Raw genomic sequence first — 26,577 nt, forward strand, 5'->3', positions numbered from 1 at the left:
ACCGCACGAGGTCGGCACTCGACAGCCGAACCTTGCGTAACCGTAAGACCCGAGGAGACGTGACGCAAGTCACTTTTAGTGGTGCCCCCGGCAGGATTCGAACCTGCGGCCTTCTGCTCCGGAGGCAGACGCTCTATCCCCTGAGCTACGGGGGCGCGTGGTGCAACGCGCCAATGGGCAGGCACAGCCTAACGCATCCACGGCGAGGGAACGGATTCGGGCGCTGACCACCCCAGACCATAGGATGGACCCCCGTGACACCCGCCGACCTCGCCGAGCTGCTGAAGACCACCGCCGCAGCGGTGCTGGCCGAGCACGACCTCGATGCTGCAACACTGCCCGCGACGGTCACGGTGGAACGTCCGCGCAATCCCGAACACGGCGACTATGCGACCAATCTCGCCCTGCAGATCGGAAAGAAGGCGGGGGTCAACCCGCGGGAGCTGGCGGGCTGGCTCGCGCAGGCCCTGGCCGCGGCGGACGGCATCGCATCGGCCGATGTCGCCGGCCCTGGTTTCGTCAACCTGCGTATCGAGGCCTCCGCCCAGAACGTGTTGGTCGAGCAGATCATCACGGCCGCCGAGCGCTACGGACACTCCGAGCAACTCGCGGCCTGCAACGTCAATCTCGAGTTCGTGTCGGCCAACCCCACCGGACCCATCCACATCGGGGGCACCCGGTGGGCTGCCGTCGGCGACGCGCTGGGACGGCTGCTCGCCACCCAGTCCGCCGCGGTGGTGCGGGAGTACTACTTCAACGACCACGGCGCGCAGATCGACCGCTTCGTCAACTCGCTGATCGCCGCCGCCAAGGGCGAACCGGCCCCGGAGGACGGGTACGCCGGCGCCTACATCGGTGACATCGCCGCCCAGGTCCTGGCCAAGGACCCCGGTGCGATGGACCTTCCCGACGATCAGATGCGCGAGACGTTCCGGGCCATCGGCGTGGACCTGATGTTCGACCACATCAAAACCTCGCTGCACGAGTTCGGCACCGACTTCGACGTCTTCACCCACGAGGACTCGATGCACACCTCCGGCCGCGTCGACGAGGCCATCGCCAAGCTGCGCGAAACGGGCGCCATCTACGAGCGCGACGGCGCAACCTGGTTGCGCACCACCGATTTCGGTGACGACAAGGACCGGGTGGTGATCAAGAGCGACGGCAACCCGGCCTACATCGCCGGCGACCTGGCGTACTTCCTGGACAAGCGTCAGCGCGGATTCGACCTGTGCATCTACATGCTCGGCGCCGACCACCACGGATACATCGCCCGGCTCAAGGCCGCCGCCGCCGCGCTCGGCGACGACCCCGACACCGTCGAGGTGCTGATCGGCCAGATGGTCAATCTGGTGCGCGACGGCCAGCCCGTGCGGATGAGCAAGCGGGCGGGCACGGTCATCACCCTCGACGACCTCGTCGAGGCAATCGGCGTCGACGCCTCGCGGTATTCGCTGATCCGGTCGTCGGTGGACACCCCGATCGACATCGACCTGGCCCTGTGGTCCTCGGCGAGCAACGAGAACCCGGTCTACTACGTGCAATACGCCCATGCCCGGCTGTCCGCCCTGGCGCGTAACGCCGCCGACCTGGGGATCGCCGCCAACACTGCCCATCTGGATCTGCTCACGCACGACAAAGAGGGCACGCTGATCCGCAACCTGGGCGAGTTCCCCCGGGTGCTCAAGGCCGCTGCAGCGCTGCGGGAACCGCATCGGGTGTGCCGGTACCTCGAGGATCTCGCGGGGGACTACCACCGCTTCTACGACTCCTGCCGGGTTCTGCCGATGGGCGATGAAGAGGCGGGACCCCTCAACGAGGCTCGGCTGGCGCTGTGCCAGGCCACCCGCCAGGTGGTCGCAAACGGGCTGTCGATCCTCGGTGTGAGCGCACCGGAGCGGATGTGAACGCCCATCCCGCCGGCCCCCGGCACGCCGAGGAGGTCCAGCACGGCGGTGCGCCGCCGCGGCCCTCGACCGTCGACGAGATGCTGACGCTGGCCCCGAACGTGTGGCCGCGCAACGCCCGCCGCGGTGACGACGGGGTGGTCTCGATCGCCGGTGTTGCAGTGACCGACATCGCCGCCGAGTTCGGCACCCCGGTGTTCATCATCGACGAGGACGATTTCCGCTCACGATGCCGCGAGATCGCCGCGGCGTTCGGCGGCGGCGAGCACGTGCGCTACGCCGCGAAGGCGTTCCTGTGCAGCGAGGTGGCCCGCTGGATCGACCAGGAGGGCCTCGCGCTGGACGTGGCCAGCGGTGGAGAGCTCGCCGTGGCCCTGCGCGCCGGATTCCCGGCGGAACGAATCGCGTTGCACGGCAACAACAAATCGCTTGCCGAGTTGACGCTGGCGGTGGAGTCGGGCGTCGGCCATGTGGTGGTCGACTCGACGATCGAGATCGACCGTCTCGACGAGATCGCCCGCACCGCGGGGGTGGTCCAGGACGTGCTGATTCGGGTCACCGTCGGCGTGGAAGCCCACACCCACGAGTTCATCTCGACCGCGCACGAGGACCAGAAGTTCGGACTGTCGCTGGCCAGCGGTGCCGCGATGGACGCCGTGCGGCGGGTGTTCGCCACCGACAACCTGCGGCTGGTCGGGCTGCACAGCCATATCGGCTCGCAGATCTTCGACGTGGCCGGTTTCGAGATCGCGGCGCGCCGGGTCATCGGGCTGCTCCGCGATGTCGTTGAGGAGTTCGGCGTGGACAAGACCGCGCAGATGTCGACGGTGGACCTCGGTGGGGGACTGGGTATCTCGTACCTTCCGCACGACGATCCGCCGCCGGTGAGCGAACTCGCCGCCAAGCTGAGCGCCATCGTTCGCGACGAATCGGCCGCCGTGGGTGTGCCGACGCCGCAGCTGGTGGTGGAACCGGGCCGCGCGATCGCCGGGCCCGGCACCATCACGCTCTACGAGGTGGGCACCGTCAAGGACGTGGCCGTAGCGTCGAACCGGCACCGCCGCTACATCAGCGTGGACGGCGGGATGAGTGACAACATCCGCACCTCGCTGTACGGCGCGGAATACGATGTGCGGCTGATCTCGCGGCTCAGTGCGGCCGAGCCGACCCTGAGCCGCGTTGTCGGAAAGCACTGCGAGAGCGGCGACATCGTCGTCCGCGATGCCTGGGCGTCCGACGACGTCGGTCCCGGGGACCTGCTGGGCGTGGCCGCGACCGGGGCCTACTGCTATTCGATGTCGAGCCGTTACAACATGATCTGCCGTCCGGCGGTCGTGGCGGTGCGCGACGGACGTGCCCGTCTGATCCTGCGCCGCGAGACGGTCGATGACCTGTTGAGTCTGGAAGTGAGTGGTCAATGAGTACACCGGAGAAGTCCATCGGCGTAGCGGTTCTGGGGCTGGGCAACGTCGGCAGTGAAGTGGTGCGCATCATCGAGGACAGCGCGGCCGACCTGGCGGCGCGGATCGGTGCGCCCCTGGAGTTGCGCGGCGTCGGCGTGCGTCGGGTCGCCGACGACCGCGGCGTCCCGGTGAACCTGCTGACCGACAACATCGAGGAGCTGGTGTCGCGCGACGATGTCGACATCGTCGTCGAACTGATGGGTCCGGTGGAACCGGCCCGCAAGGCGATCCTCTCGGCGCTCGAACAGGGCAAGTCCGTCGTGACCGCGAACAAGGCGCTGATGGCGCAGTCGACCGGCGAGCTGGCCCAGGCCGCCGAGGCCGCCCGCGTCGACCTGTACTTCGAAGCCGCTGTCGCGGGCGCGATCCCGGTGATCCGGCCGCTGACGCAGTCGCTGGCGGGGGATTCGGTGATCCGGGTGGCCGGAATCGTCAACGGCACCACCAACTACATCCTCTCGGCGATGAACGACACCGGCGCCGACTATGCCGGCGCCCTCGCCGATGCGAGCGCACTCGGCTACGCCGAGGCCGATCCCACCGCCGACGTCGAGGGCCATGACGCTGCGGCGAAGGCGGCCATCCTGGCGTCCATCGCGTTCCACACCCGGGTGACCGCAGCCGACGTGTACTGCGAAGGCATCACCGGGGTCACCGCCGCCGACTTCGAGTCCGCAAAGCAGTTGGGCTGCAACATCAAACTGCTCGCGATCTGCGAGCGGCTCACCGGACCGGACGGTAAGCAGCGCGTCTCGGCGCGGGTCTATCCGGCGCTGGTGCCGTTCGGCCATCCGCTCGCGACGGTCAACGGCGCGTTCAACGCCGTCGTGGTGGAGGCCGAAGCCGCCGGTCGGCTGATGTTCTACGGCCAGGGCGCCGGTGGTGCGCCGACGGCGTCGGCGGTGATGGGGGATCTGGTGATGGCCGCCCGCAACCGGGTTCAGGGCGGCCGCGGCCCGCGCGAGTCGAAGTACGCCGAGCTCCCAGTCGCGTCGATCGGGTCCATCCTCACCCGCTACTACGTCAACATGAACGTCGCCGACCGCCCCGGTGTGTTGTCCTCGGTGGCAGCAGAATTCAGCAAGCGCGAGGTCAGTATCGCCGAGGTGCGCCAGGAGGGCATGGTCGGCGAGGGCGGCCAACCCTGCGGCGCCCGCATCGTCGTCGTCACGCACCGGGCCACCGACGCCGCGCTGTCCGAAACCGTCGCCGCCCTCGGCGAACTCGACGTCGTGGAGACCGTCAACAGTGTGCTCCGCATGGAAGGAAGCATCGAATGAGTTCCTCCTCCGCCGCAGCGGTGCACCGCCCCTGGCCGGGTCTGATCGAGGCCTACCGCGATCGGCTTCCGGTCGGCGACAACTGGAAGACGGTGACGCTGCTCGAGGGCGGCACGCCGCTGGTGTACGCACCGCGGCTCAGCGAACAGACCGGCTGCACCGTGCATCTGAAGGTCGAGGGGCTCAATCCGACCGGATCCTTCAAAGACCGCGGAATGACCGTCGCCGTCACCGAATCCGCGGCCCGCGGTCAACAGGCCGTGCTGTGCGCCTCCACCGGGAACACCTCCGCCTCCGCGGCCGCCTACGCGGCGCGGGCGGGAATGACGTGCGCCGTGCTCATCCCGCAGGGCAAGATCGCGATGGGCAAGCTGGCGCAGGCCGTCATGCACGGCGCCCGCATCATCCAGATCGACGGCAACTTCGACGACTGCCTGGAACTCGCGCGCAAGCTGACGGCGGACTTCCCGACGATCGCGCTGGTGAACTCGGTCAACCCGTACCGCATCGAGGGTCAGAAGACCGCTGCGTTCGAGATCGTCGACGCCCTCGGCACGGCACCGGACGTGCATGCGCTGCCGGTCGGCAACGCCGGCAACATCACCGCGTACTGGAAGGGCTACACCGAGTACCACCGTGACGGTCTGTCTGACCGGTTGCCACGCATGCTGGGCACGCAGGCCGCCGGCGCGGCGCCGCTGGTGTCGGGCGCGCCGGTGAAGAACCCGGAGACCATCGCGACCGCGATCCGTATCGGCGCCCCGGCGTCGTGGAATTCGGCGGTCGAGGCGCAGCAGGAGTCGGGAGGCCGGTTCCTCGCTGCCACCGACGAGGAGATCCTGGCCGCGTACCACCTGGTCGCCCGCAGTGAAGGGGTGTTCGTCGAGCCGGCATCCGCGGCGAGCGTGGCGGGACTGCTCAAGTCGATCGAAGACGGCTGGGTCGAACGTGGCTCGACCGTGGTGTGCACGGTGACCGGTAACGGACTGAAGGATCCCGACACCGCGCTCAAGGGCATGCCGGTCGTGACCGCGGTTCCGGTGGACCCCGTCGCGGTCGTCGCGGAACTCGGCCTGGTCTGACGAAAGCCTGCGCCGTGACCCACACCCTTCCCGCCGGTCTGACCGCATCCGCCCGCGTCGCCGCGTCGAGCGCGAACCTCGGCCCGGGCTTCGACAGCCTGGGGCTGGCGCTCGGCCTCTACGACGACATCAGCGTCGACACCCAGGAATCGGGGCTCACGGTCGAGGTCGAGGGCGAGGGCGCCGGCCAGGTCCCGCTCGACGCGTCGCACTTGGTGGTCCGGGCGATCGAGGCCGGACTGCGGGCCGCGGGATGCCGCGTGGACGGGATGACGGTGCGCTGCCGCAACGACATCCCGCACTCGCGCGGCCTGGGATCGTCGGCCGCAGCGGTCGTCGGAGGTCTCGCCGTTGCGAATGGCCTTGTGGCCCAAACGGATTCGACACCGCTGAACGAAGCCCAGCTGGTGCAGCTGGCGTCGGAGTTCGAAGGGCACCCCGACAACGCCGCGGCTGCCGTGCTCGGCGGCGCGGTCGTCACCTGGACCGAGGGCGCAGCCGCTGACACCCGCTACGCGGCGGCCCCGCTACGGCTGCACCCCGAGATCCACCTCTTCCCGGCGATACCGCAGGTGCGATCGTCGACCGCCGAGACCCGCGTGCTGCTGCCGGAGCACGTTCGCCACACCGACGCCCGGTTCAATCTGAGCCGCGCCGCGCTGCTGGTGGTCGCGCTGACCGAACGGCCAGACCTGCTGATGGCGGCCACCGAGGACGTGCTGCATCAGCCACAGCGGGCGCCCGCGATGCCGGCCTCGGCGGAATATCTGGAAGTCCTGCGCGGTTGTGGTGTGGCAGCGGTGCTGTCAGGTGCTGGACCTGCGGTGTTGGCGTTGAGCACCAGCCCAGATCTGCCCGCTGAAGCACTCGAGTACGGCACGGCCCACGGTTTCGCCGTGCGGGAGATGACGGTGGGTGAGGGTGTTCGCTGGACGTCAGGTGTGGTGGCCGGGTACTGAACCGCAGACACGCGGTCGCAGTGGCGCAACCTTCTTGCTTCCTTCTTCCAGGCGCGTTATCCTCGGCATCGTCCAGCAATCGCAGCGTCTCTGCCTGCGCCGACACTAGGACGACCACTCATCTTTCCCGTGTTTCACTCGTGGACCGGCGGTTCGCCTCATCCTGGCGATTGCCGTCGATCACCGTTGCAGAGGCGACGGTGGGAACTTCGCGTTCAGCGAAACGGCTGAACGCCGAAGAATTTTGCAACCCTCGCGTCACGTAATCAGCGAGGGACAGAAAGGAAATCCGTGACCGATACGGACCTCGTCACCACTGATGCTCCTGGCGCACCTGCCGTCGAGACCCCGACCGCGGAGACAGCCGCCACCGCGGACGTCGCCGCCGGTGACCGTGCCCGGTCCACCTCGCTGACTTCGATGGTGCTGCCCGAATTGCGCGCACTCGCCAAGCAGATCGGCGTCGAAGGCGCCTCGGGCATGCGTAAGAGCGAACTCATCGCCGCGATCCGTGAGCGCCGCGAAAGCAACGGCGCCAAGACCGCGCCCGCCGACAGCGCTCCCGAGAAGGTTGCAGAGCAGGCTGCCGAGCAGCCCGCCGAGAAGCAGGCACCGCCGCGCCGTGAGCGCCGCGGTGCGGCGCGCCGGGCGGGCGCCCCCGAGACCGACTCCGCGGATACGGCCCAGCCTGCACCGGCTGAGGCGGAGACGCCGGCCGCGGCACCCGCACCCGAGACCAAGGCCGCACCCGAGAACACCGAGTCCGCGCCGGAGAAGGCGCCGGAGCCGGCTGAGGCCGCCCCGGAGCGCTCTCGGCAGGACAAGCCCGCCAACGACGACAACAAGGGCGACCGCGGTCGGAACCGATCGGGCGATCAGTCGGAAGGCAAGTCCGACAACAAGAACGACGGCCGCGGCGAGAACCGCGGTGACAACCGCAATGACGGCGGCGGCGACCGGCAGCGTGACGACCAGCAGGGCCGGGGCAACCGCAACAACGCCAACAACAGCAACAACAACAGCAACGATGACGACGACGACGGCGACGGCCGCCAGGGCAGGCGCGGGCGCCGGTTCCGCGACCGCAGGCGCCGCGGCGAACGCGGCAGCGAAAGCGGCGGCGGTGGCGGCGGTGACCGCGACACCGAACTGCGCGACGACGACGTCGTCCAGCCGGTGGCCGGCATCCTCGACGTGCTCGACAACTACGCGTTCGTCCGCACCTCGGGTTACCTGGCCGGACCCAACGACGTCTACGTCTCGATGAACATGGTCCGCAAGAACGGCCTGCGCCGCGGCGACGCGGTCACCGGTGCCGTCCGGGTGCCCAAGGAGGGCGACGGCGGCGGGCAGAACCAGCGGCAGAAGTTCAACCCGCTTGTCCGCCTCGACACCGTCAACGGCGGCCCCGTCGAGGACGCCAAGAAGCGGCCCGAGTTCTCCAAGCTGACCCCGCTGTACCCCAACCAGCGGCTGCGCCTGGAGACGACACCGGAACGGTTGACCACCCGCGTCATCGACCTGATCATGCCGATCGGCAAGGGGCAGCGCGCGCTGATCGTGTCGCCGCCCAAGGCCGGTAAGACCACGATCATGCAGGACATCGCCAACGCGATCACCCGCAACAACCCTGAATGCCATCTGATGGTCGTGCTCGTCGACGAGCGACCTGAAGAGGTCACCGACATGCAGCGCTCGGTGAAGGGTGAGGTCATCGCCTCGACCTTCGACCGTCCGCCGTCAGATCACACCCAGGCCGCCGAACTGGCCATCGAGCGGGCCAAGCGCCTGGTCGAGCAGGGTAAGGACGTCGTGGTGCTGCTCGACTCGATCACCCGGCTGGGCCGCGCGTACAACAACGCGTCGCCGGCGTCGGGACGCATCCTGTCCGGTGGTGTCGACTCGACCGCTCTGTACCCGCCGAAGCGCTTCCTCGGCGCGGCCCGCAACATCGAGCACGGCGGATCGCTGACGATCATTGCCACCGCGATGGTGGAGACCGGGTCGACCGGCGACACGGTGATCTTCGAGGAGTTCAAGGGCACGGGCAACGCCGAGCTCAAGCTGGACCGCAAGATCGCCGAGCGCCGCGTGTTCCCGGCGGTCGACGTCAACCCGTCGGGCACCCGCAAGGACGAGCTGCTGCTCTCGCCCGACGAGTTCGCCGTGGTTCACAAGCTGCGTCGCGTGCTGTCTGGTCTGGACAGCCATCAGGCCATCGACCTGCTGATGAGCCAGCTGCGCAAGACCAAGACGAACTACGAGTTCCTGGTGCAGGTCTCCAAGACGGCGCCCGGCTCGGCCGACCACGACTGATCGGGCTGACGCCTCAGACGGCCGGGTCTGCCTTCAGGCCCGGCATCACGTAGCGACGCACCTGCCGGAGCAGGGCGTCCTCGTCGGTCGGATCCAACGTGTTCCCCGGGACGGTGGCCAGCGAGATGAGCGTGCGCGCAACCCATTCCGCGGCCTCGGCCACGTCCGTGCCCGGATGGATCTCGCCGCTATCGCGGGCCGCGAGCAGATAGCGGGTCCAGAAATCGGCGAGGTCGGGCACCAGGCCCTGCACGCCGGCGCCCGCGCAGGCCGCGAACTCGTCGGGTTCCTCCAACCGCAGCTTCATCAGCAGCGCACCGGGGTCGTCGTAGGCGCTGCGGCCGTGCCGGATACCCGCGGTGATCTGCGCGTCCAGACCGTCGATGCGCTCGAGCATCCCGTGCGCCTCCGACCAGTACGCCTCGTTGAGGCGCACGATCGCCGCGCCGAGCAGTGCCGCCTTGTCGGGGAAGTGCCGGTAGAGCCAACCTCGCGACACGCCCGCCGCCTCGGCCACCTCCGAGACCGTCGTGGCCCGGATTCCCTTGCTGCGCAGACAGGCTTCGGCCGCGTCGATCAGACGATCGCGGACCGACCGTGTCGGTGTGGTCGCCGGCACCGGTTGCCACCTCCTCGCGCATAACACCGCGATCGGCACCGCGGTCAATGCATTCTGCCAAGCAACGCACCGGTGCGGTGCGCCGCAACGTGGTAGACAGATCCAGAAATCTGTTCACTGACTCGAGTGAGGTGGGCCGCTGATGCCGGAGACACTGCAGCAACTGCTCCGCGAGCGGGCCGACTCCGACTCGGTCGCGATCCGCCACGGTGACGACAGCTGCACGTGGCGCGAACACGTCGCCGACGCATCACGGCAGGCGGCCGCACTCATCGCGCGGTCGGATCCGCAGCGCCCGCTGCACGTCGGAGTGCTGCTGGGCAACACCCCCGACATGCTCACCGCGCTCGCCGCGGCGGCGCTGGGCGGTTACGTGCTGTGCGGGATCAACACGACCCGGCGCGGTGACGCACTGGCTCGCGACATCAATCGGGTGGACTGCCAGATCCTGATCGTCAACGCCGAACACCGTTATCTGCTCGAGGGCCTCGACCTGCCCGGCGTGACGGTGCTCGACACCTCCACCGACGAGTGGACACGGTTGCTCGCGGACGCGCCCGCGATGGCTCCACACCGTGAGGTCGCCGCCGACGACACCTTCATGATGATTTTCACGTCCGGCACCAGCGGGGAGCCCAAAGCCGTCCAGGTGCCGCACGCGATGGTGCTGTTCGCGGGCAGTGCCCTCGTCGAGCGCTTCGGTCTGACCCCGGACGATGTCTGCTATCTGGCGATGCCGCTGTTCCATTCCAACGCCGTCTACGCCGGGTGGAGCGTGGCCGTCGGCGCCGGCGCCGCGATGGCGCCCGCGTCGTTCTCGGCGTCGCGATTCCTGGCCGACATCCGCCGCTACGGCGCCACCTACATGAACTACGTCGGCAAACCGCTCGCCTACATCCTGGCGACACCGGAGAAGCCCGACGACTCCGACAATGCGCTGCGTATCGCGTTCGGCAACGAGGCCGCCGACCGCGACATCGACGCGTTCGGGCGGCGCTTCGGCTGCACCGTGTGGGACGGATTCGGCTCCACCGAGACGGCCGTCATCATCACCCGACCCGACGACTGCCCGCCGGGGTCGATCGGCAAGGGGTTTCCCGGCGTGGCGATCTACGACCCCGAGACCGTGCGTGAATGCGACGTCGCGCGCTTCGACGAGACGGGTGCGCTCGCCAACGCCGACGCGGCCGTCGGGGAACTGGTGAACACCGCCGGCGGCGGTCTGTTCCGCGGGTACTACAACGACGAGGGCGCCACCGACGAGCGGATGCGACACGGTATGTACTGGTCGGGCGATCTGGCCTACCGCGACGCCGACGGCTGGATCTACCTGGCCGGCCGCACCTCCGACTGGATGCGGGTCGACGGCGAGAACCTCACCGCGGCCCCGATCGAACGCATCCTGCTGCGGCTCCCGGTCGTCAACCGCGTGGCCGTGTACCCGGTGCCCGACGAGTTCGTCGGCGACCAGGTGATGGCGGCGATCGTGCTGCAGGACGACGCCGAACTGACCCCCGACGAGTTCGGAGAGTTCCTCGCCGCGCAACGTGACCTCTCACCGAAGGCCTGGCCGCGCTACGTCTGGGTCGCCGAGGACCTGCCCAGCACCGCCACCAACAAGATCCTCAAACGTGAACTGGTTGGGCTGGGTGCCGAACCGAACGGACGGCTGCTGTGGAAGCGGTCGGGAAGCGCCTACACGCTGCACCCGGACGCGGCGGTCCGGGCGGAATAGCGACCTCGCCTCGCGCGTTTAGGCAGGGAGCGGTTGACCTGGCATAATCGATCGCTAGTCACACCCCTCGGTTCCGGTTCACGTCCGCTTCAGTCCAGGTCTGGACGGGCGACCCGGCGGCCAACTATCGAAGAGGACCAGCAATGAAGACGGGTATCCACCCTGAGTACGTCGACACCACCGTGGTGTGCGGCTGTGGCAACACCTTCACGACGAAGAGCACCAAGCAGAGCGGCCAGATCAACGTCGAGGTCTGCTCGCAGTGCCACCCGTTCTACACCGGCAAGCAGAAGATCCTCGACAGCGGCGGCCGTGTGGCGCGCTTCGAGAAGCGCTACGGCAAGCGCAAGGCGGCCGGCTCCGACAAGGCCGCAGCAGACAACTAGCTACCGACCCGACGCCCGATCTGACGCCAAGTGCGCAGGCCGGGCGTCGGTTTGCGTTCAGGGAAGGAGGGCGACGCGATGACCGCGATCGACACGCTGCTCGCTGAGCACGCCGACCTGGAGGCACAACTCGCCGACCCGGCGCTGCACGCCGATGCGGCCAGGGCCCGCCGGGTGGGCCGGCGTTTCGCTCAGCTCACCCCCATCGTCAGCACCCACCGCAAGCTGGAGACGGCCCGCGGGGACCTGGAGACGGCACGTGAGCTGGCCGCCGACGACAAGTCGTTCGCGGCGGAGGTACCCGAACTCGAGGCGGAGGTCGACCGGCTCGAGACCCAGCTGTCCGATCTGCTGGCACCGCGCGACCCACACGACGCCGACGACATCGTGCTCGAGGTGAAATCCGGTGAGGGCGGTGAGGAGTCCGCGTTGTTCGCCGCGGATCTGGCCCGCATGTACACGCGGTACGCCGAGCGGCACGGCTGGACCGTGTCGATGCTGGGGGAGACCTTCTCCGATCTCGGCGGCTACAAGGACGCCACGCTGTCGATCCGGAGCAAGGGCGATTCGGCCGACGGCGTCTGGGCGCGGCTGAAGTTCGAAGGCGGTGTGCACCGCGTGCAGCGCGTGCCGGTCACCGAATCGCAGGGCCGGGTGCACACGTCGGCCGCCGGTGTTCTGGTCTATCCCGAACCGGAGGAGGTCGAGGAGGTCCAGATCGACGAATCGGATCTGCGTATCGACGTCTACCGGTCCTCGGGCAAGGGCGGCCAGGGCGTCAACACCACCGACTCCGCGGTCCGCATCACCCACCTGCCCACGGGCATCGTGGTCACCTGCCAGAACGAGCGGTCCCAGCTGCAGAACAAGGCGCGCGCCATGCAGGTGCTCGCGGCCCGACTGCAGGCCGTCGCCGAGGAACAGGCCCAGGCCGACGCGTCGGCCGACCGGGCGAGCCAGATCCGTACGGTCGACCGCAGCGAGCGGATCCGCACCTACAACTTCCCCGAGAACCGCATCGCCGACCACCGCATCAACTTCAAGGCCCACAATCTCGACCAGGTGCTCGACGGCGACCTCGACCCGATGCTGGACGCGCTGGCGTCGGCCGACAAACAGGCCCGACTGCAGAAGGCATGAGGTCCGAAGACGACGACGAGTGAGGATCGCAGCGAGGCACGAGCGAGGACCGGAGCGAGGAGGAGTCGAGGCATGATGCTGCGGCAGCTCATCGATCACGCCGCGGCGGCGCTGGCCGACGCCGGGGTCGGCTCACCCCGCGTGGACGCCGAACTGCTCGCCGCGCACGCGGCCGGCACCGAGAGAGGTCGGCTGAGCCTCACCCGGACCGAGGACCTGCCCGCCGACTTCCGCGCGCGCCTAGACGGCCTCGTCGCCGAACGGGTAAAGCGGGTTCCGCTGCAGCATCTGCTCGGCTCCGCGGCGTTCGGGCCCGTGCAGCTCGCCGTCGGACCCGGTGTCTTCGTCCCGCGTCCCGAAACCGAGGCCCTGCTGGAATGGGCCTTGGAAACGCTGGGGGCATCGCCGGCGGCACAACCCCTTCCGCGCGACCCCGTGATCGTCGACCTGTGCACCGGCTCCGGCGCGCTCGCGGTCGCGCTGGCCACGCACCGGCCGTCCGCGCGGGTCATCGCCGTCGACGACTCGGAAGCGGCGCTGGCCTACGCCCGCCGCAACAGCGCCGGAACCGGCGTCGAAGTCGTCGCCGCCGACGTCACCGCACCCGATCTGCTGCCCGAATTGAACGGCGCCGTCGACCTCGTCGTCGCGAATCCGCCCTACATCCCCGACGGCGCCGAACTGGAACCCGAGGTGGCCGACCACGATCCGGCGCATGCCCTGTTCGGCGGACCCGACGGGATGACGGTCATCCGCGCGATCACGGCGCTGGCCCACCGCTGGCTGCGCCCAGGCGGTCGCTGTGCCGTCGAGCACGACGACACGACGTCGGAAGAAACCGTCGCGGCGTTCGTCGGCGCCGGAGGCTTCGAGGAGGTCACGGCGCGCCGCGACCTCACCGGGCGGCTGCGGTTCGTGACCGCGACACGATGCGATATGGGGGCGGAGTTGCCATGACCGAACTGTTCGACTGCACCGACCCCGAACAGCGAGCCATCGGACTCGCCTCCGCGGTGAGCGCGCTCAAGGGCGGCCAGCTCGTCGTGATGCCGACCGACACCGTGTACGGGATCGGCGCCGACGCGTTTGACAGCGAGGCGGTCGCCGCGCTGCTGGCGGCCAAGGGCCGCGGCCGCGACATGCCGGTGCCCGTGCTGGTCGGGTCGTGGCACACCATCGACGGACTGGTCTACACCGTGCCCCGCGCAGCGCGCGAGCTGATCGAGGCCTTCTGGCCGGGCGCGCTCAGCCTGGTCGTACGCCAGGCGCCGTCGCTGCAATGGGATCTCGGCGACGCCCACGGCACGGTGATGCTGCGGATGCCGCTACATCCGGTCGCCATCGAACTGCTCCGCGAGGTCGGACCGGTGGCGGTCTCCAGCGCCAACATCTCCGGCCGGCCCGCCGCCGTGACCGCCGCCGACGCCCGCGCCCAGCTGGGCGATCTCGTCCAGGTCTACCTCGACTCCGGACCGTCCGAACAGCAGTCCGCCTCCACGATCGTCGACCTCACCGGCGCGGCTCCGCGCATCCTGCGCACCGGGCCGATCGGCGCCGACGCCGTCGCCGAGGTGCTCGGCGTCAATGCCGAGAGCCTGCTCACCGACTGAGGCCGCCCGGGTGCAGTAGCGTGCTGCGGTGATGGAGGTCTTTGCGCTGTCGGATCGCGGCACCGGCGTACCGCTGCGCGAACTCGCCCTGGTGGGCCTGACGGCCGCGATCATCACCTACTTCGCCACCGGCTGGGTACGCGCGCTGGCGACCCGCCTCGGCGCGGTCGCCTATCCGCGCGAACGCGACGTCCACGTGCAGCCGACGCCGCGCATGGGCGGTCTGGCGATGTACATCGGCGTCGTCGCCGCCGTCCTGCTGGCCTCGCAGCTGCCCGCGCTCACCCGCGGGTTCGTCTACTCGACCGGGATGCCCGCCGTCGTCGTCGCAGGTGGGCTGATCATGGCCATCGGACTGATCGACGACCGCTGGGGCCTGGATGCGCTGACCAAATTCGCCGGCCAGATCACCGCGGCGAGCGTGCTCGTCACGATGGGCGTGGCGTGGAGCGTGCTCTACATCCCGATCGGCGGCGTCGGCACCATCGTGCTCGACCAGGTCTCCTCGATCCTGCTGACCCTCGCCCTCACCGTGGCCATCGTCAACGCCATGAACTTCGTCGACGGCCTCGACGGCCTGGCCGCCGGCCTCGGTCTGATCACCGCGTCGGCGATCTGCATCTTCTCCATCGGTCTGTTGCGCGATCACGGCGGCGACGTGTTGTTCTATCCGCCCGCGGTCATCTCGGTGGTGCTGGCGGGCGCATGCCTGGGCTTCCTGCCACACAACTTCCACAAGGCCCGGATCTTCATGGGTGACTCCGGCTCGATGCTGATCGGTTTGATGCTCGCCGCGGCCTCGACCACCGCCGCGGGCCCGATCTCGCAGACGGCCTACGGCGCGCGGGACGTGTTCGCGTTGCTGTCGCCGTTCCTGTTGGTCGTCGCGGTGATGTTCGTACCCGCCCTGGACATGCTGTTGGCGATCATCCGCCGCACCCGGGCCGGTCTGAGCCCGTTCAGCCCCGACAAGATGCACCTGCACCACCGGTTGCTGGAGATCGGTCACTCGCATCGGCGCGTCGTGCTGCTCATCTATCTGTGGGTCGGCATCGTCGCGCTCGGTGCGGCGAGCACCATCTTCTTCGACCCGCGATATACCGGGGGAGTGATGGCGGCGGCCATTCTGGTCGCGATCGTGGTGACGCTGATCCCGCTCATAAGACGTCGAAACGAGCCCTTCGAGCCGGTGTACGACAAGAAGTAGTAGGCCCCGTTTAGGGCCACCTACCATGTGGTACCGTGCTGCTAGAACCCGAAAAGAACCTCGCGGGTTGCCGGCCACCGGACCATCGGATCTTTCCGATCGGAGCCGATTCCGACCGACAAAGGGAGTTTTCCCCGTGGGTGATTTCAGCGAGCAATTCGGCCTCCGATACGCTCGGGCAGGTTACTCACAGGAACATCGGAAACAACCTTTTCCACACAACCGCGGGATTGAGGTGAAGCAGTGACGACACCAGCGCAGGACGCGCCGTTGGTGTTGCCCGCAGTCGCTTTCCGACCGGTGCGCCTTCTGATCATCTGCGTGGCTCTGTCCGGCCTCGCGGCGGTGGCCGCGACATGGGTCGGCTATCCGATGGTGGCACTGTTCTTCGCGATCGGTCTCGGACTCGGTCTGGGTAACGCGGTCATGATCCGGCGCTCGGTGCTGTCGATCACCGCCAAAGACCATCCGCTCAAACGCAATATGGCCATGAATTCGGCCACCCGCCTGCTGATCATGACCGTGATCGGCCTGACCATCGCCTACATCTTCAAGCCGCAGGGCCTCGGTGTGGTCTTCGGGATGGCGCTGTTCCAGGTGATCCTGGTCGCCTCGACGGCGTTGCCGGTGGTCAAGAAGCTCAAGGCGCAAGCAGCTGATGGACTCGAAGGAGAGACGCCCCAGCAATGACCGAGACCATTCTCGCCGCCGACAGCGGAATTCACGTCGGCACCCACACCACGGCCAACTGGTTCGGCCTCACCGTCAACACCGACACCCTGCTCTCCTGCGCGATCGCGGGCGCGATCGTGCTCGGGCTGGCGTTCTTCCTGCGGGCCAAGGTGACCTCCAGCGGCGTGCCCAGCGGCGTCCAGCTGTTCTGGGAGGCCATCACCGTCCAGACCCGCAACCAGGTGGAAGCGGCGATCGGGATGCGTATCGCCCCGTTCATCCTGCCGCTCGGTGTGGCGCTCTTCGTGTTCATCCTCGTCGCGAACTGGCTGGCTGTGCTGCCGGTGCAGTACTCCGACGAGACTGGTATCCACGAACTCCTCAAGCCCGCGGCATCCGACATCAACTTCGCCATGGCACTGGCCGTCTTCGTGTTCATCGGTTACCACGCGGCCGGCTTCTGGCGGCGCGGTGTGCTCGGCCACCCCAAGAAGGTGCTGAAGGGCCACGTCGCGATCCTCGCGCCGATCAACCTGGTCGAGGAGATCGCCAAGCCGATCTCGCTGTCCCTCCGACTTTTCGGCAACATCTTCGCCGGCGGCATCCTCGTCGCCCTGATCGCACTGTTCCCGCCATGGATCATGTGGGCGCCGAACGCGATCTGGAAGAGCTTCGACCTGTTCATCGGCGCCATCCAGGCGTTCATCTTCTCGCTGCTGACCATCCTGTACTTCAGCCAGTCGATGGAGCTCGACGAGCACCACGACTGATCCAGACATACCGATCGAAACCGCTCGACCCACGTCCTGGTAGGCCGACTACCAGATATCAAGGAGGATAAAGATGGATCCCACAATCGCGGCCGGCGCCCTCATCGGCGGTGGACTGATCATGGCCGGTGGCGCCATCGGTGCGGGTATCGGCGACGGTATCGCCGGTAACGCGCTGATCGCGGGTATCGCCCGTCAGCCCGAGGCCCAGGGTCGGCTGTTCACGCCGTTCTTCATCACCGTCGGCCTGGTCGAGGCCGCGTACTTCATCAACCTGGCCTTCATGGCGCTGTTCGTCTTCGCCACCCCGGTCGGCGCGTAGAACGGTTTGGAATCGTCAGTCATGGGTGACCTGAGCACGACCATCTTGGCCGCCGAGGAGGGTGGCGGGAACTTCCTGATTCCCAACGGCACCTTCTTCTTCGTCCTGCTCATCTTCCTGATCGTTCTGGGCGTCATCGCGAAGTTCGTCGTGCCGCCGATCAGCAAGGTGCTCAAAGAGCGCGAAAACATGGTCACCAAGACGGTCGAGGACAACCGGAAGTCGACCGAGCTGTTCGCCGCCGCGCAGGCCGACTCCCAGAAGGTGATGGGGTCGGCGCGGCGGGAGGCCGCGGCCATCCGCGAGAAGGCCCGCGGCGACGGACGCCAGATCGTCGAGGACCACCGGTCGCGCGCTGCCGCGGAGGCGGCGTCCACGCTGCAGGCGGCCAACGACGAGCTGTCCAAGCAGGGCCGGCAGACCGCGGACGAACTGCAGACGTCGATCGAGACACTGTCGGCGACGCTGGCCAGCCGCGTACTCGGCATCGACATCGGCTCGCCGACGACTAGCGGACAGGGGCGCTGAACACATGTCGACATTCATCGGCCAGCTGATCGGGTTCGCCCTCATCGTCTTCCTGGTGGTGCGCTTCATCGTGCCGCCGGTCAAGCGGATGATGCGCACTCAGCAGGACACCGTGCGTCGTCAGCTCGAGGAGAGCGCCACCGCCGCCAACAAGGTGGCGCAGGCGGATCAGCAGCACGCCAAGGCACTCGAGGAGGCGAAGGCCGACGCGACCCGTGTGGTCGAGGAGGCTCGCGCCGACGCCGAGAAGATCGCCGAGCAGCTCCGGAGCCAGGCCGACGCCGAGGTCGAGCGGATCAAGGTGCAGGGTGCGGCGCAGGTGCAGCTGCTGCGTCAGCAGCTCATCCGTGAGCTGCGGTCTCACCTGGGCACCGAGTCGGTGGCCCGGGCCCGCGCGTTGGTCACCGATCACGTGTCGGACGACGGCAACCGCTCGGCGACCGTCGACCGGTTCCTCGACGAACTGGACGCGATGGCCCCGTCCGACGGGTCGATCGACGATGCCGCGGGCGCACGGCTGCGCGCTACGAGCCGTGAGTCGCTCAAGACGCTGGTGGGGCGGTTCGACGAACTGACGGCCGACGTCGACGCGGACGGGTTGACCGGCCTCGCGGACGACCTGGTCGCCGTGGCCAAGTTGCTCTCCAGCGAACCGGTGCTCAGCAAGCACTTCGCCGAGCCCACCGACAGCGGTGGCGGCAAGGGCGATCTCGCGGAGGCTCTGCTCTCCGGCAAGGTGTCCGACACCGCGCTCGAGGTCGTGAAAGCCGCTGTCTCGCAACGTTGGTCGGAAGAGTCGGATCTGCACTACGCGGTCCGGCACGTCGCCCGCCTCGCGCTGCTGGTCCGCGCGGAGCGCAACGACGAGACCGCCGAGGTCGAAGACCAGCTGTTCCGGTTCAGCCGGATCCTGGACTCGGAGTCGCGGTTGTCCTCGGTTCTCAGCGACTACACCACGCCGGCCGACGGCCGGATCGGGCTGCTGGACAAGCTGCTCGAGAACCAGGCCGGCGCCACCACCCGGGCGCTGCTGGCGCAGACCGTCGAACTGCTGCACGGTGAGCGCGCCGACGAGTCGGTGCGGGAACTCGCCGAGCTTGCGGTGGCCCGCCGGGGCGAGGTCGTGGCGCACGTGACCGCCGCCGCCGCACTGAGCGACGGACAGCGCGGTCGTCTCACCGAGGTCCTCAGCCGCATCTACGGACACCCGGTCTCGATCCAGCTGCACATCGCACCCGAGATCCTGGGCGGTCTGACCATCGCCGTGGGTGACGAGGTCATCGACGGCTCCCTGGCAACACGCCTGGAATCGGCCGAGACCCGGCTGCCCGACTAACCCCAACTCCAGAACCCAGACAAAGGCAGGAAGACGAATCCCATGGCAGAGTTGACTATCTCGGCTGCTGACATCCAAGGGGCGATCGAGGACTACGTCGCCAACTTCGCCACCGACACCGACCGGGAAGAGATCGGTACCGTCATCGATGCCGGTGACGGTATCGCCCACGTCGAGGGTCTGCCCTCGGTGATGACGCAGGAGCTGCTCGAGTTCCCCGGCGGTGTCCTGGGCGTCGCCCTGAACCTCGACGAGCACAGCATCGGCGCGGTGGTTCTCGGTGACTTCGAGAAGATCGAAGAGGGCCAGCAGGTCAAGCGCACCGGCGAGGTGCTGTCGGTGCCCGTCGGTGACGGCTTCCTCGGCCGCGTCGTGAACCCGCTGGGCCAGCCGATCGACGGCCGCGGCGAGATCGAGACCAGCGAGCGTCGCGCGCTCGAGCTGCAGGCGCCCTCGGTGGTGCAGCGCCAAGGCGTGAGCGAGCCGCTGCAGACCGGCATCAAGGCCATCGACTCGCAGACCCCGATCGGCCGCGGCCAGCGTCAGCTGATCATCGGTGACCGCAAGACCGGCAAGACCGCGGTCTGCGTCGACACGATCCTCAACCAGCGTCAGAACTGGGAGACCGGTGACCCGGAGCAGCAGGTGCGCTGCGTCTACGTCGCCATCGGCCAGAAGGGCACGACGATCGCGTCCGTGCGCCGCACCCTCGAAGAGGGCGGCGCGATGGACTACACGACGATCGTCGCGGCCCCCGCATCGGATTCGGCCGGCTTCAAGTGGCTGGCGCCCTACACCGGTTCGGCCATCGCCCAGCACTGGATGTACGACAGCAAGCACGTGCTGATCGTGTTCGACGACCTCACCAAGCACGCCGAGGCCTACCGCGCGATCTCGCTGCTGCTGCGCCGTCCGCCGGGCCGCGAGGCGTTCCCCGGTGACGTCTTCTACCTGCACTCCCGCCTGCTCGAGCGTTGCGCCAAGCTGTCCGACGAACTGGGCGGCGGCTCGATGACCGGTCTGCCGCTGATCGAGACCAAGGCCAACGACATCTCGGCCTACATCCCGACCAACGTCATCTCGATCACCGACGGCCAGTGCTTCCTGGAGACCGACCTGTTCAACCAGGGTGTGCGTCCGGCCATCAACGTCGGCGTTTCGGTCTCGCGCGTCGGCGGCGCGGCGCAGATCAAGGCCATGAAGGAAGTGGCAGGAAGTCTCCGCTTGGATCTGTCGCAGTACCGCGAGCTCGAGTCGTTCGCGGCGTTCGCCTCGGACCTCGACGCCGCGTCAAAGGCGCAGCTCGATCGTGGCGCCCGGCTGGTGGAGCTGCTCAAGCAGCCGCAGAACAGCCCGATGCCCGTCGAGGAGCAGGTCGTCGCGATCTTCCTCGGTACCCGTGGACATCTGGACTCGGTGCCGGTGGAGGACGTGCAGCGGTTCGAGCAGGAACTGCTCGAGCACGTGCGGTCGTCCAAGGACGAGATCCTCAAGGAGATCCGGGAGAGCAAGAAGCTCTCCGAGGAACTCGAGGAGAAGCTGACCGGCGTCGTCAACGACTTCAAGAAGGGCTTCGAGAGCACGTCGGGCGAGTCTGTCGTACCCGACGAGAACGTCGAAGCGATGTCCGATGAGGACCTCGAGAAGGAATCGGTCAAGGTCCGCAAGCCCGCCCCGAAGAAGAAGTAAGGCGCTAGTAACCGATGGCTGCCACACTGCGCGAACTGCGCGGCCGCATCCGCTCCGCCGGGTCGATCAAGAAGATCACCAAGGCCCAGGAGATGATCGCGACCTCGCGTATCGCCAAGGCGCAGGCCCGAGTCGAAGCGGCTCGGCCCTACGACCGTGAGATCACCAACATGCTCACCGAACTGGCCAGCGCCAGCGCACTGGACCACCCGCTGCTCGTTGCGCGGGAGCAGCCCAAACGGGCCGGTGTGCTGGTGGTGTCCTCGGACCGTGGACTGGCCGGCGCCTACAACGCCAACGTGTTCCGGCGCTCCGAAGAGCTGTTCTCGCTGCTGCGCGAGGAGGGCAAGGAGCCGGTGCTGTACACGGTCGGCCGAAAGGCGCTGGGGTACTACAGCTTCCGCAACTGGGACGTCGCTGAGTCGTGGACCGGCTTCTCCGAGCGGCCGGAGTACGAGCACGCGCAGGAGATCGGCAAGACGTTGGTCGATGCGTTCATGGCCGGTGTCGACGATGACGGTGACGACGCAGGCGCCGACGGCGTCCTCGGACTCGACGAACTGCACATCGTGTTCACCGAGTTCCGGTCGATGCTGTCCCAGTCGGCGATCGCCCGTCGCATCGCGCCGATGGAGGTGGAGTACAGCGAGGAGGAGGACAACAGCGTCCGCACGCTGTTCTCCTTCGAGCCGAATGCCGAGACGCTGTTCGACGCGCTGCTGCCGCGGTACGTCGCGACGCGCATCTTCGCCGCGATGCTCGAAGCGGCGGCGTCGGAGTCGGCTTCGCGCCGGCGCGCCATGAAGTCGGCGTCCGACAACGCCGACGATCTGATCAAGGATCTGACCCTGATGGCCAACCGTGAGCGGCAGTCCCAGATCACCCAGGAAATCAGCGAAATCGTCGGTGGCGCCAACGCGCTCGCGGACGCCGCCAAGAAGTAGCCCGTAGGAAGCGAAAAGAATATGACTGCTGCTACCGAACAAAAAGAGTCGACGAAGAGCGGCGACACCACGGGCCGCGTCGTACGCGTCACCGGTCCGGTCGTCGACGTGGAGTTCCCACGCGGCTCCGTGCCCGAGCTGTTCAACGCTCTGCACGCGGAGATCGACTACAAGGACCTCGCCAAGACGCTGACCCTCGAGGTGGCCCAACACCTGGGCGACAACCTCGTGCGCTGCATCTCGCTGCAGCCGACCGACGGCCTGGTCCGGGGTGTGGACGTCACCGACACCGGTGCGTCGATCTCGGTGCCCGTGGGTGACGGCGTGAAGGGCCACGTTTTCAACGCCCTGGGCGACTGCCTCGACGATCCCGGCTACGGCAAGGACTTCGAGAAGTGGTCGATCCACCGCAAGCCGCCGGCGTTCGACGAACTCGAACCGCGGACCGAGATGCTCGAGACCGGCCTGAAGGTCGTCGACCTGCTGACCCCGTACGTGCGTGGCGGCAAGATCGCCCTGTTCGGCGGCGCCGGCGTGGGTAAGACGGTGCTCATCCAGGAGATGATCAACCGTATCGCTCGCAACTTCGGCGGCACCTCGGTGTTCGCCGGTGTCGGTGAGCGCACCCGCGAGGGCAACGACCTGTGGGTCGAGCTCGCCGACGCCAACGTGCTCAAGGACACCGCCCTGGTGTTCGGTCAGATGGACGAGCCGCCGGGCACGCGTATGCGTGTCGCCCTGTCGGCGCTGACCATGGCCGAGTACTTCCGCGACGAGCAGCAGCAGGACGTGCTGTTGTTCATCGACAACATCTTCCGGTTCACGCAGGCCGGTTCGGAGGTGTCGACGCTGCTCGGCCGTATGCCGTCTGCGGTGGGTTACCAGCCGACTCTGGCCGACGAGATGGGCGAGCTGCAGGAGCGCATCACCTCGACCCGCGGTCGCTCGATCACCTCGATGCAGGCCGTGTACGTGCCCGCCGACGACTACACCGACCCGGCCCCGGCCACCACGTTCGCGCACCTCGACGCGACCACGGAGCTGTCCCGAACGGTGTTCTCGAAGGGCATCTTCCCGGCGGTGGACCCGCTGGCCTCCAGCTCGACCATTCTCGACCCCTCGGTCGTGGGCGACGAGCACTACCGCGTGGCGCAGGAAGTCATCCGCATCCTGCAGCGCTACAAGGACCTCCAGGACATCATCGCGATTCTCGGCATCGACGAGCTCGCCGAAGAGGACAAGCAGCTGGTGCAGCGGGCGCGTCGTATCGAGCGCTTCCTGAGCCAGAACATGATGGCGGCCGAGCAGTTCACCGGTCAGCCCGGTTCGACCGTTCCGCTCAAGGAGACGATCGAGGCCTTCGACAAGCTGTCCAAGGGCGACTTCGACCATCTGCCGGAGCAGGCCTTCTTCCTCATCGGCGGCCTCGAGGACCTGCAGAAGAAGGCAGAGAGCCTGGGCGCCAAGATGGAGGACGGCGGCGGCGACGGCGCTCCCACCGGCGACAGCTCGAAGAGCGACTCGGACGGTGACAAGGATTCCAAGGATTCCAAGGATTCCAAGGCCGACAAGGACTCCGACGCCGACAAGGGTGAATGACGATGGCCGACCTGGACGTTGAGATCGTCGCCGTAGAGCGCGAGATCTGGTCGGGCAAGGCATCGTTCGTGTTCACCCGGACGACAGCCGGCGAGATCGGCATCCTGCCGCGCCACATCCCGCTGGTCGCCCAGCTGGTGGACGACGCCATGGTGCGCGTCGAGCGCGAGGGGGAGGACGATCTGCGCGTCGCGGTCGACGGCGGTTTCATGTCGGTGACCGAGTCGAATGTGATCATCCTGGCCGAATCCGCGGCGCTGGAGTCGGAGATCGACGAGAGCCAGGCTCGGAGCGATTCCGAGTCCGATGACGCGGAAACGGCTGCCAGGGGGCGCGCGCGTCTGCGCGCGCTGGGCCAGATCGACTAGCGGATTTCGCCCATGAGCGCGCCCATGTGGAGCATGGTCGCGCTCGTGGGCGTTTTGCTGCTGGTCGTGGCGGCGCTGTTCTACCGGTTGTGGAAGCTGCGGCAGGTGGGTGGCACCGCGGCCATCCTGCGCGATGTGCCCGCGGTCGGCGGCCAAGGCTGGCGGCACGGGGTGGTGCGGTACCGCGGGGGAGAGGCCGGGTTCTACCGGCTGTCGAGTTTCCGCTGGTGGCCGGACCGGCGATTGAGCCGCCGGGGCCTTGAGATCGTTTCCCGCCGGTCTCCGCGGGGGGACGAATTCGACATCATGAGTGACGCGATCGTGGTGCTTGAGGTCCGGGACACCAGCCCCGAACGCCGGCGGGCCTATGAAATCGCCCTTGATCGGGGTGCGTTGACGGCCTTCCTGTCCTGGCTCGAGTCCCGGCCGTCCCCCCGAGCGCGCCGCCGGAACTACTGATCGTTGCCCATGGTCTCAGCGCTCATCCGCCCGGCTGCCAGAGCACGTCGCCGCCCGGATTCGCCACCCGCGACAGGATGAACAACAGGTCCGACAGCCGGTTCAGATACTTGGCCGGCAGCACGCTGATCGAATCTCCATGTGTGGCAACGGCTTCCCATGCTGAGCGTTCTGCGCGACGGGTGACCGTCCTGGCCACGTGCAGCAGAGCCGACAACGGGGTGCCGCCGGGCAGGATGAACGAGTTCAAGGCCGGGAGCGGCTCGTTGAACTCGTCGCACCAGGACTCCAACCGGTCGATGTAGCTCTGCGCGATGCGCAGCGGCGGATACTGCGGGTTCTCGACGATCGGCGTGGACAGATCCGCGCCCGCGTCGAACAGATCGTTCTGGATCTGCCGCAGCACCGTCAGCAACTGTTCGGGAGGTTCGCCGACCGCCACGGCGACACCGATCGCGGCGTTCGCCTCATCGCAGTCGGCGTAGGCGACCAGGCGGGGATCGTTCTTCGACACGCGGCTGAAATCACTCAACCCTGTCGTGCCGTCGTCGCCGGTACGGGTGTATATGCGGGTCAGATGCACGGCCATGGCTGCACCGTACCGCGCATCACGCCGCGCGAATCGCTCAGGAAACTGACACGGCCTGAGCCGCTGTTTACACTTGCCCGCGTGAGCGAGCGTTTCGTGGTGACCGGTGGGAACCGGTTGTCTGGCGAAGTCGCGGTCGGTGGGGCGAAGAACAGTGTGCTCAAGCTGATGGCGGCATCGCTGCTGGCAGAGGGCACAAGTACGATCACCAACTGCCCCGACATCCTCGACGTTCCGCTGATGGCCGAAGTGTTGCGCGGGCTGGGCGCCACCGTCGAACTCGACGGCGACACGGTGCGCATCACCAGCCCCGACGAGCTCAAGTACGACGCCGACTTCGCCGCGGTCCGGCAGTTCCGGGCATCGGTGTGCGTATTGGGTCCGCTGGTGGGGCGGTGCAAACGGGCCAAGGTGGCGCTGCCCGGCGGCGATGCGATCGGGTCTCGCCCGCTCGACATGCACCAGGCGGGGCTGCGCCAGCTGGGCGCCCGCTGCAACATCGAGCACGGATGCGTGGTCGCCGAGGCCGACGAGCTGCACGGCGCGGACATCCAGCTGGAGTTCCCCTCGGTCGGCGCCACCGAGAACATCCTGATGGCGGCGGTGCTGGCCCGCGGGGTGACGACGATCCACAACGTGGCCCGCGAACCGGATGTCGTGGACCTGTGCACGATGCTCATCCAGATGGGCGCGGACATCTCGGGAGCCGGTTCGTCTACGTTGACGATCCGAGGCGTGGACCGGCTGTACCCGACCGAGCACCGGGTGATCGGTGACCGGATCGTCGCCGCGACGTGGGGTATCGCCGCCGCGATGACCCGGGGAGACATCTCGGTCACCGGGGTCGACCCGGCGCACCTGCAGTTGGTCCTGCACAAACTGCACGACGCCGGCGCCACCGTCACCCAGAACGACAACGGCTTCCGCATCGTCCAGTACGAGCGGCCGAAGGCCGTCAACGTCGCGACGCTGCCGTTCCCCGGCTTCCCGACTGATCTGCAACCGATGGCGATCGGGTTGGCGGCGGTCGCCGACGGGACATCGATGATCACCGAGAACGTCTTCGAGGCCAGATTCCGCTTTGTCGAAGAGATGATCCGGCTGGGTGCCGACGCCAGGACCGACGGACATCACGCGGTGGTGCGGGGGATCCCGCAGCTGTCGAGCGCACCGGTGTGGTCGTCGGACATTCGCGCCGGAGCTGGATTGGTGCTGGCCGGCTTGGTCGCCGACGGCGACACCGAAGTGCACGACGTGTTCCACATCGACCGGGGCTATCCGCTCTTCGTCGAGAACCTGAAGAGCCTGGGCGCCGAGATCGAGCGCGTCACCTAGCAGACCCAGGGGCGTCCCGGAGGCGTTTTCGACGTCCGAAATGTGCTCTGGCCAGCGGATTTTGGCGAAAGCGGGATCGGCGCGTATGGTATTCACATACCGACCGCCCACCGGGTGCCAGACACCCGGAGGACACGGTTGACCCGGCCCAGCAAGATGTAGTAAGCTGGCAGGGTTGCCTGCGAGGCGGGTGTGTTGTTTGAGAACTCAATAGTGTGTTTGGTGGTTTTTGTTTGTTGTTTTTTGTTGTGCCATGCTCTCT

The 26,577-nt window shown here is 67.8% G+C and carries 25 protein-coding genes and 1 tRNA gene; 23 read left to right on the forward strand and 3 right to left on the reverse strand.

Annotation, left to right across the window (positions count from 1 at the left end; all coding sequences use genetic code 11):
- Positions 1 to 79 precede the first annotated feature (79 nt).
- Positions 80 to 155: transfer RNA gene (locus A5757_RS04195), tRNA-Arg, on the reverse strand.
- A gap of 99 nt (positions 156 to 254) precedes the next feature.
- Between A5757_RS04195 and argS the strand changes: the two genes are divergently transcribed.
- The 6 genes from argS to rho all read left to right on the forward strand — a co-directional run bounded on the left by argS (position 255) and on the right by rho (position 9,007).
- Entirely contained in the window at positions 255 to 1,907 is a 1,653-nt protein-coding gene (gene argS, locus A5757_RS04200; protein WP_066828927.1) for an arginine--tRNA ligase, read from the forward strand.
- Between the two features lie 80 nt (positions 1,908 to 1,987).
- Positions 1,988 to 3,328, forward strand: a complete 1,341-nt coding sequence (gene lysA / locus A5757_RS04205; RefSeq protein ID WP_197497247.1) for a diaminopimelate decarboxylase — start codon at positions 1,988 to 1,990, stop codon at positions 3,326 to 3,328.
- Positions 3,325 to 4,650 (forward strand): homoserine dehydrogenase, encoded by a 1,326-nt coding sequence (locus A5757_RS04210; protein ID WP_066828930.1) that lies wholly within the window; start codon positions 3,325 to 3,327, stop codon positions 4,648 to 4,650. The genes lysA and A5757_RS04210 overlap by 4 nt, the downstream gene beginning before the upstream one ends.
- Positions 4,647 to 5,732: a threonine synthase gene (thrC, locus tag A5757_RS04215; RefSeq protein ID WP_066828932.1), complete on the forward strand. Its 1,086-nt coding sequence runs from the start codon at positions 4,647 to 4,649 to the stop codon at positions 5,730 to 5,732. Before A5757_RS04210 ends, thrC begins: the two co-directional genes overlap by 4 nt.
- A gap of 14 nt (positions 5,733 to 5,746) precedes the next feature.
- A complete protein-coding gene (thrB, locus tag A5757_RS04220) occupies positions 5,747 to 6,691 on the forward strand; it encodes a homoserine kinase (protein ID WP_066828934.1) in 945 nt (314 codons plus the stop codon).
- A gap of 291 nt (positions 6,692 to 6,982) precedes the next feature.
- Positions 6,983 to 9,007 carry a transcription termination factor Rho gene (gene rho / locus A5757_RS04225; RefSeq protein ID WP_066828936.1) on the forward strand — a complete coding sequence of 675 codons (2,025 nt, stop codon included), beginning with the start codon at positions 6,983 to 6,985 and terminating at the stop codon, positions 9,005 to 9,007.
- A gap of 13 nt (positions 9,008 to 9,020) precedes the next feature.
- Here the strand turns inward: rho and A5757_RS04230 are convergent, their stop codons facing one another.
- A complete protein-coding gene (locus A5757_RS04230; RefSeq protein ID WP_066828937.1) occupies positions 9,021 to 9,626 on the reverse strand; it encodes a TetR/AcrR family transcriptional regulator in 606 nt (201 codons plus the stop codon).
- 142 nt (positions 9,627 to 9,768) lie between these two features.
- On the opposite strand from A5757_RS04230, the gene fadD1 reads away from it, so the two are divergent.
- From fadD1 to A5757_RS04310, 16 genes are all read left to right on the forward strand, one after another.
- Entirely contained in the window at positions 9,769 to 11,361 is a 1,593-nt protein-coding gene (gene fadD1, locus A5757_RS04235) for a fatty-acid--CoA ligase FadD1 (protein WP_066828939.1), read from the forward strand.
- 143 nt (positions 11,362 to 11,504) lie between these two features.
- Positions 11,505 to 11,747: a 50S ribosomal protein L31 gene (rpmE, locus tag A5757_RS04240; RefSeq protein ID WP_066828941.1), complete on the forward strand. Its 243-nt coding sequence runs from the start codon at positions 11,505 to 11,507 to the stop codon at positions 11,745 to 11,747.
- Positions 11,748 to 11,825: 78 nt separating this feature from the next.
- On the forward strand, positions 11,826 to 12,887 hold the full coding sequence (prfA, locus tag A5757_RS04245) for a peptide chain release factor 1 (RefSeq protein ID WP_066828943.1): 1,062 nt from the start codon (positions 11,826 to 11,828) through the stop codon (positions 12,885 to 12,887).
- 72 nt (positions 12,888 to 12,959) lie between these two features.
- A complete protein-coding gene (gene prmC / locus A5757_RS04250; RefSeq protein WP_066828945.1) occupies positions 12,960 to 13,844 on the forward strand; it encodes a peptide chain release factor N(5)-glutamine methyltransferase in 885 nt (294 codons plus the stop codon).
- The gene (locus tag A5757_RS04255) at positions 13,841 to 14,497 is read left to right on the forward strand and encodes an L-threonylcarbamoyladenylate synthase (RefSeq protein WP_066828947.1); all 657 of its coding nucleotides are present in this window, start codon (positions 13,841 to 13,843) and stop codon (positions 14,495 to 14,497) included. Before prmC ends, A5757_RS04255 begins: the two co-directional genes overlap by 4 nt.
- 31 nt (positions 14,498 to 14,528) lie before the next feature.
- Positions 14,529 to 15,704: a glycosyltransferase family 4 protein gene (locus A5757_RS04260; RefSeq protein ID WP_066828949.1), complete on the forward strand. Its 1,176-nt coding sequence runs from the start codon at positions 14,529 to 14,531 to the stop codon at positions 15,702 to 15,704.
- Between the two features lie 243 nt (positions 15,705 to 15,947).
- A complete protein-coding gene (locus tag A5757_RS04265; protein WP_066828951.1) occupies positions 15,948 to 16,394 on the forward strand; it encodes a hypothetical protein in 447 nt (148 codons plus the stop codon).
- Entirely contained in the window at positions 16,391 to 17,146 is a 756-nt protein-coding gene (atpB, locus tag A5757_RS04270; RefSeq protein WP_066828953.1) for a F0F1 ATP synthase subunit A, read from the forward strand. Before A5757_RS04265 ends, atpB begins: the two co-directional genes overlap by 4 nt.
- 73 nt (positions 17,147 to 17,219) lie before the next feature.
- Positions 17,220 to 17,468 (forward strand): F0F1 ATP synthase subunit C, encoded by a 249-nt coding sequence (locus A5757_RS04275; RefSeq protein ID WP_066828954.1) that lies wholly within the window; start codon positions 17,220 to 17,222, stop codon positions 17,466 to 17,468.
- 21 nt (positions 17,469 to 17,489) lie between these two features.
- Entirely contained in the window at positions 17,490 to 17,996 is a 507-nt protein-coding gene (locus tag A5757_RS04280) for a F0F1 ATP synthase subunit B (protein WP_066828955.1), read from the forward strand.
- Positions 17,997 to 18,000: 4 nt separating this feature from the next.
- A complete protein-coding gene (locus A5757_RS04285) occupies positions 18,001 to 19,332 on the forward strand; it encodes a F0F1 ATP synthase subunit B/delta (protein WP_066828956.1) in 1,332 nt (443 codons plus the stop codon).
- A gap of 42 nt (positions 19,333 to 19,374) precedes the next feature.
- Positions 19,375 to 21,021: a F0F1 ATP synthase subunit alpha gene (gene atpA, locus A5757_RS04290; protein WP_066828957.1), complete on the forward strand. Its 1,647-nt coding sequence runs from the start codon at positions 19,375 to 19,377 to the stop codon at positions 21,019 to 21,021.
- Between the two features lie 14 nt (positions 21,022 to 21,035).
- Positions 21,036 to 21,965 carry a F0F1 ATP synthase subunit gamma gene (locus A5757_RS04295; RefSeq protein ID WP_066828959.1) on the forward strand — a complete coding sequence of 310 codons (930 nt, stop codon included), beginning with the start codon at positions 21,036 to 21,038 and terminating at the stop codon, positions 21,963 to 21,965.
- Between the two features lie 21 nt (positions 21,966 to 21,986).
- On the forward strand, positions 21,987 to 23,564 hold the full coding sequence (atpD, locus tag A5757_RS04300; RefSeq protein ID WP_066828961.1) for a F0F1 ATP synthase subunit beta: 1,578 nt from the start codon (positions 21,987 to 21,989) through the stop codon (positions 23,562 to 23,564).
- Between the two features lie 2 nt (positions 23,565 to 23,566).
- Positions 23,567 to 23,932, forward strand: coding sequence for a F0F1 ATP synthase subunit epsilon (locus A5757_RS04305; RefSeq protein WP_066828963.1), 366 nt, complete (start codon positions 23,567 to 23,569; stop codon positions 23,930 to 23,932).
- Positions 23,933 to 23,944: 12 nt separating this feature from the next.
- Positions 23,945 to 24,391: a DUF2550 domain-containing protein gene (locus tag A5757_RS04310; protein ID WP_066828964.1), complete on the forward strand. Its 447-nt coding sequence runs from the start codon at positions 23,945 to 23,947 to the stop codon at positions 24,389 to 24,391.
- A 22-nt stretch (positions 24,392 to 24,413) separates the two neighbouring features.
- Here A5757_RS04310 and A5757_RS04315 read toward each other — a convergent pair whose 3' ends face one another.
- The gene (locus A5757_RS04315) at positions 24,414 to 24,980 is read right to left on the reverse strand and encodes a cob(I)yrinic acid a,c-diamide adenosyltransferase (protein ID WP_066828966.1); all 567 of its coding nucleotides are present in this window, start codon (positions 24,978 to 24,980) and stop codon (positions 24,414 to 24,416) included.
- An 81-nt stretch (positions 24,981 to 25,061) separates the two neighbouring features.
- On the opposite strand from A5757_RS04315, the gene murA reads away from it, so the two are divergent.
- Complete coding sequence (gene murA, locus A5757_RS04320) at positions 25,062 to 26,315, forward strand: UDP-N-acetylglucosamine 1-carboxyvinyltransferase (protein WP_066828968.1); 1,254 nt, start codon at positions 25,062 to 25,064, stop codon at positions 26,313 to 26,315.
- Positions 26,316 to 26,577: the final 262 nt, after the last annotated feature.

The sequence above is a fragment of the Mycobacterium sp. 852013-51886_SCH5428379 genome (assembly GCF_001665575.1).
Taxonomy (GTDB): domain Bacteria; phylum Actinomycetota; class Actinomycetes; order Mycobacteriales; family Mycobacteriaceae; genus Mycobacterium.

What these genes read in the sequence shown, in the direction of transcription:
- fadD1 (WP_066828939.1), top strand. Translation starts at nt 9,769, where the DNA reads ATGCCGGAGACACTGCAGCAACTGCTCCGCGAGCGGGCCGACTCCGAC.
- A5757_RS04285 (WP_066828956.1), top strand. Translation starts at nt 18,001, where the DNA reads ATGTCGACATTCATCGGCCAGCTGATCGGGTTCGCCCTCATCGTCTTC.
- A5757_RS04255 (WP_066828947.1), top strand. Translation starts at nt 13,841, where the DNA reads ATGACCGAACTGTTCGACTGCACCGACCCCGAACAGCGAGCCATCGGA.
- atpD (WP_066828961.1), top strand. Translation starts at nt 21,987, where the DNA reads ATGACTGCTGCTACCGAACAAAAAGAGTCGACGAAGAGCGGCGACACC.
- A5757_RS04310 (WP_066828964.1), top strand. Translation starts at nt 23,945, where the DNA reads ATGAGCGCGCCCATGTGGAGCATGGTCGCGCTCGTGGGCGTTTTGCTG.
- A5757_RS04210 (WP_066828930.1), top strand. Translation starts at nt 3,325, where the DNA reads ATGAGTACACCGGAGAAGTCCATCGGCGTAGCGGTTCTGGGGCTGGGC.
- A5757_RS04260 (WP_066828949.1), top strand. Translation starts at nt 14,529, where the DNA reads ATGGAGGTCTTTGCGCTGTCGGATCGCGGCACCGGCGTACCGCTGCGC.
- atpA (WP_066828957.1), top strand. Translation starts at nt 19,375, where the DNA reads ATGGCAGAGTTGACTATCTCGGCTGCTGACATCCAAGGGGCGATCGAG.
- A5757_RS04305 (WP_066828963.1), top strand. Translation starts at nt 23,567, where the DNA reads ATGGCCGACCTGGACGTTGAGATCGTCGCCGTAGAGCGCGAGATCTGG.
- A5757_RS04280 (WP_066828955.1), top strand. Translation starts at nt 17,490, where the DNA reads ATGGGTGACCTGAGCACGACCATCTTGGCCGCCGAGGAGGGTGGCGGG.
- lysA (WP_197497247.1), top strand. Translation starts at nt 1,988, where the DNA reads ATGCTGACGCTGGCCCCGAACGTGTGGCCGCGCAACGCCCGCCGCGGT.
- thrC (WP_066828932.1), top strand. Translation starts at nt 4,647, where the DNA reads ATGAGTTCCTCCTCCGCCGCAGCGGTGCACCGCCCCTGGCCGGGTCTG.
- A5757_RS04315 (WP_066828966.1), bottom strand. Translation starts at nt 24,980, where the DNA reads ATGGCCGTGCATCTGACCCGCATATACACCCGTACCGGCGACGACGGC.
- prmC (WP_066828945.1), top strand. Translation starts at nt 12,960, where the DNA reads ATGATGCTGCGGCAGCTCATCGATCACGCCGCGGCGGCGCTGGCCGAC.
- A5757_RS04275 (WP_066828954.1), top strand. Translation starts at nt 17,220, where the DNA reads ATGGATCCCACAATCGCGGCCGGCGCCCTCATCGGCGGTGGACTGATC.
- rpmE (WP_066828941.1), top strand. Translation starts at nt 11,505, where the DNA reads ATGAAGACGGGTATCCACCCTGAGTACGTCGACACCACCGTGGTGTGC.
- A5757_RS04295 (WP_066828959.1), top strand. Translation starts at nt 21,036, where the DNA reads ATGGCTGCCACACTGCGCGAACTGCGCGGCCGCATCCGCTCCGCCGGG.
- prfA (WP_066828943.1), top strand. Translation starts at nt 11,826, where the DNA reads ATGACCGCGATCGACACGCTGCTCGCTGAGCACGCCGACCTGGAGGCA.
- atpB (WP_066828953.1), top strand. Translation starts at nt 16,391, where the DNA reads ATGACCGAGACCATTCTCGCCGCCGACAGCGGAATTCACGTCGGCACC.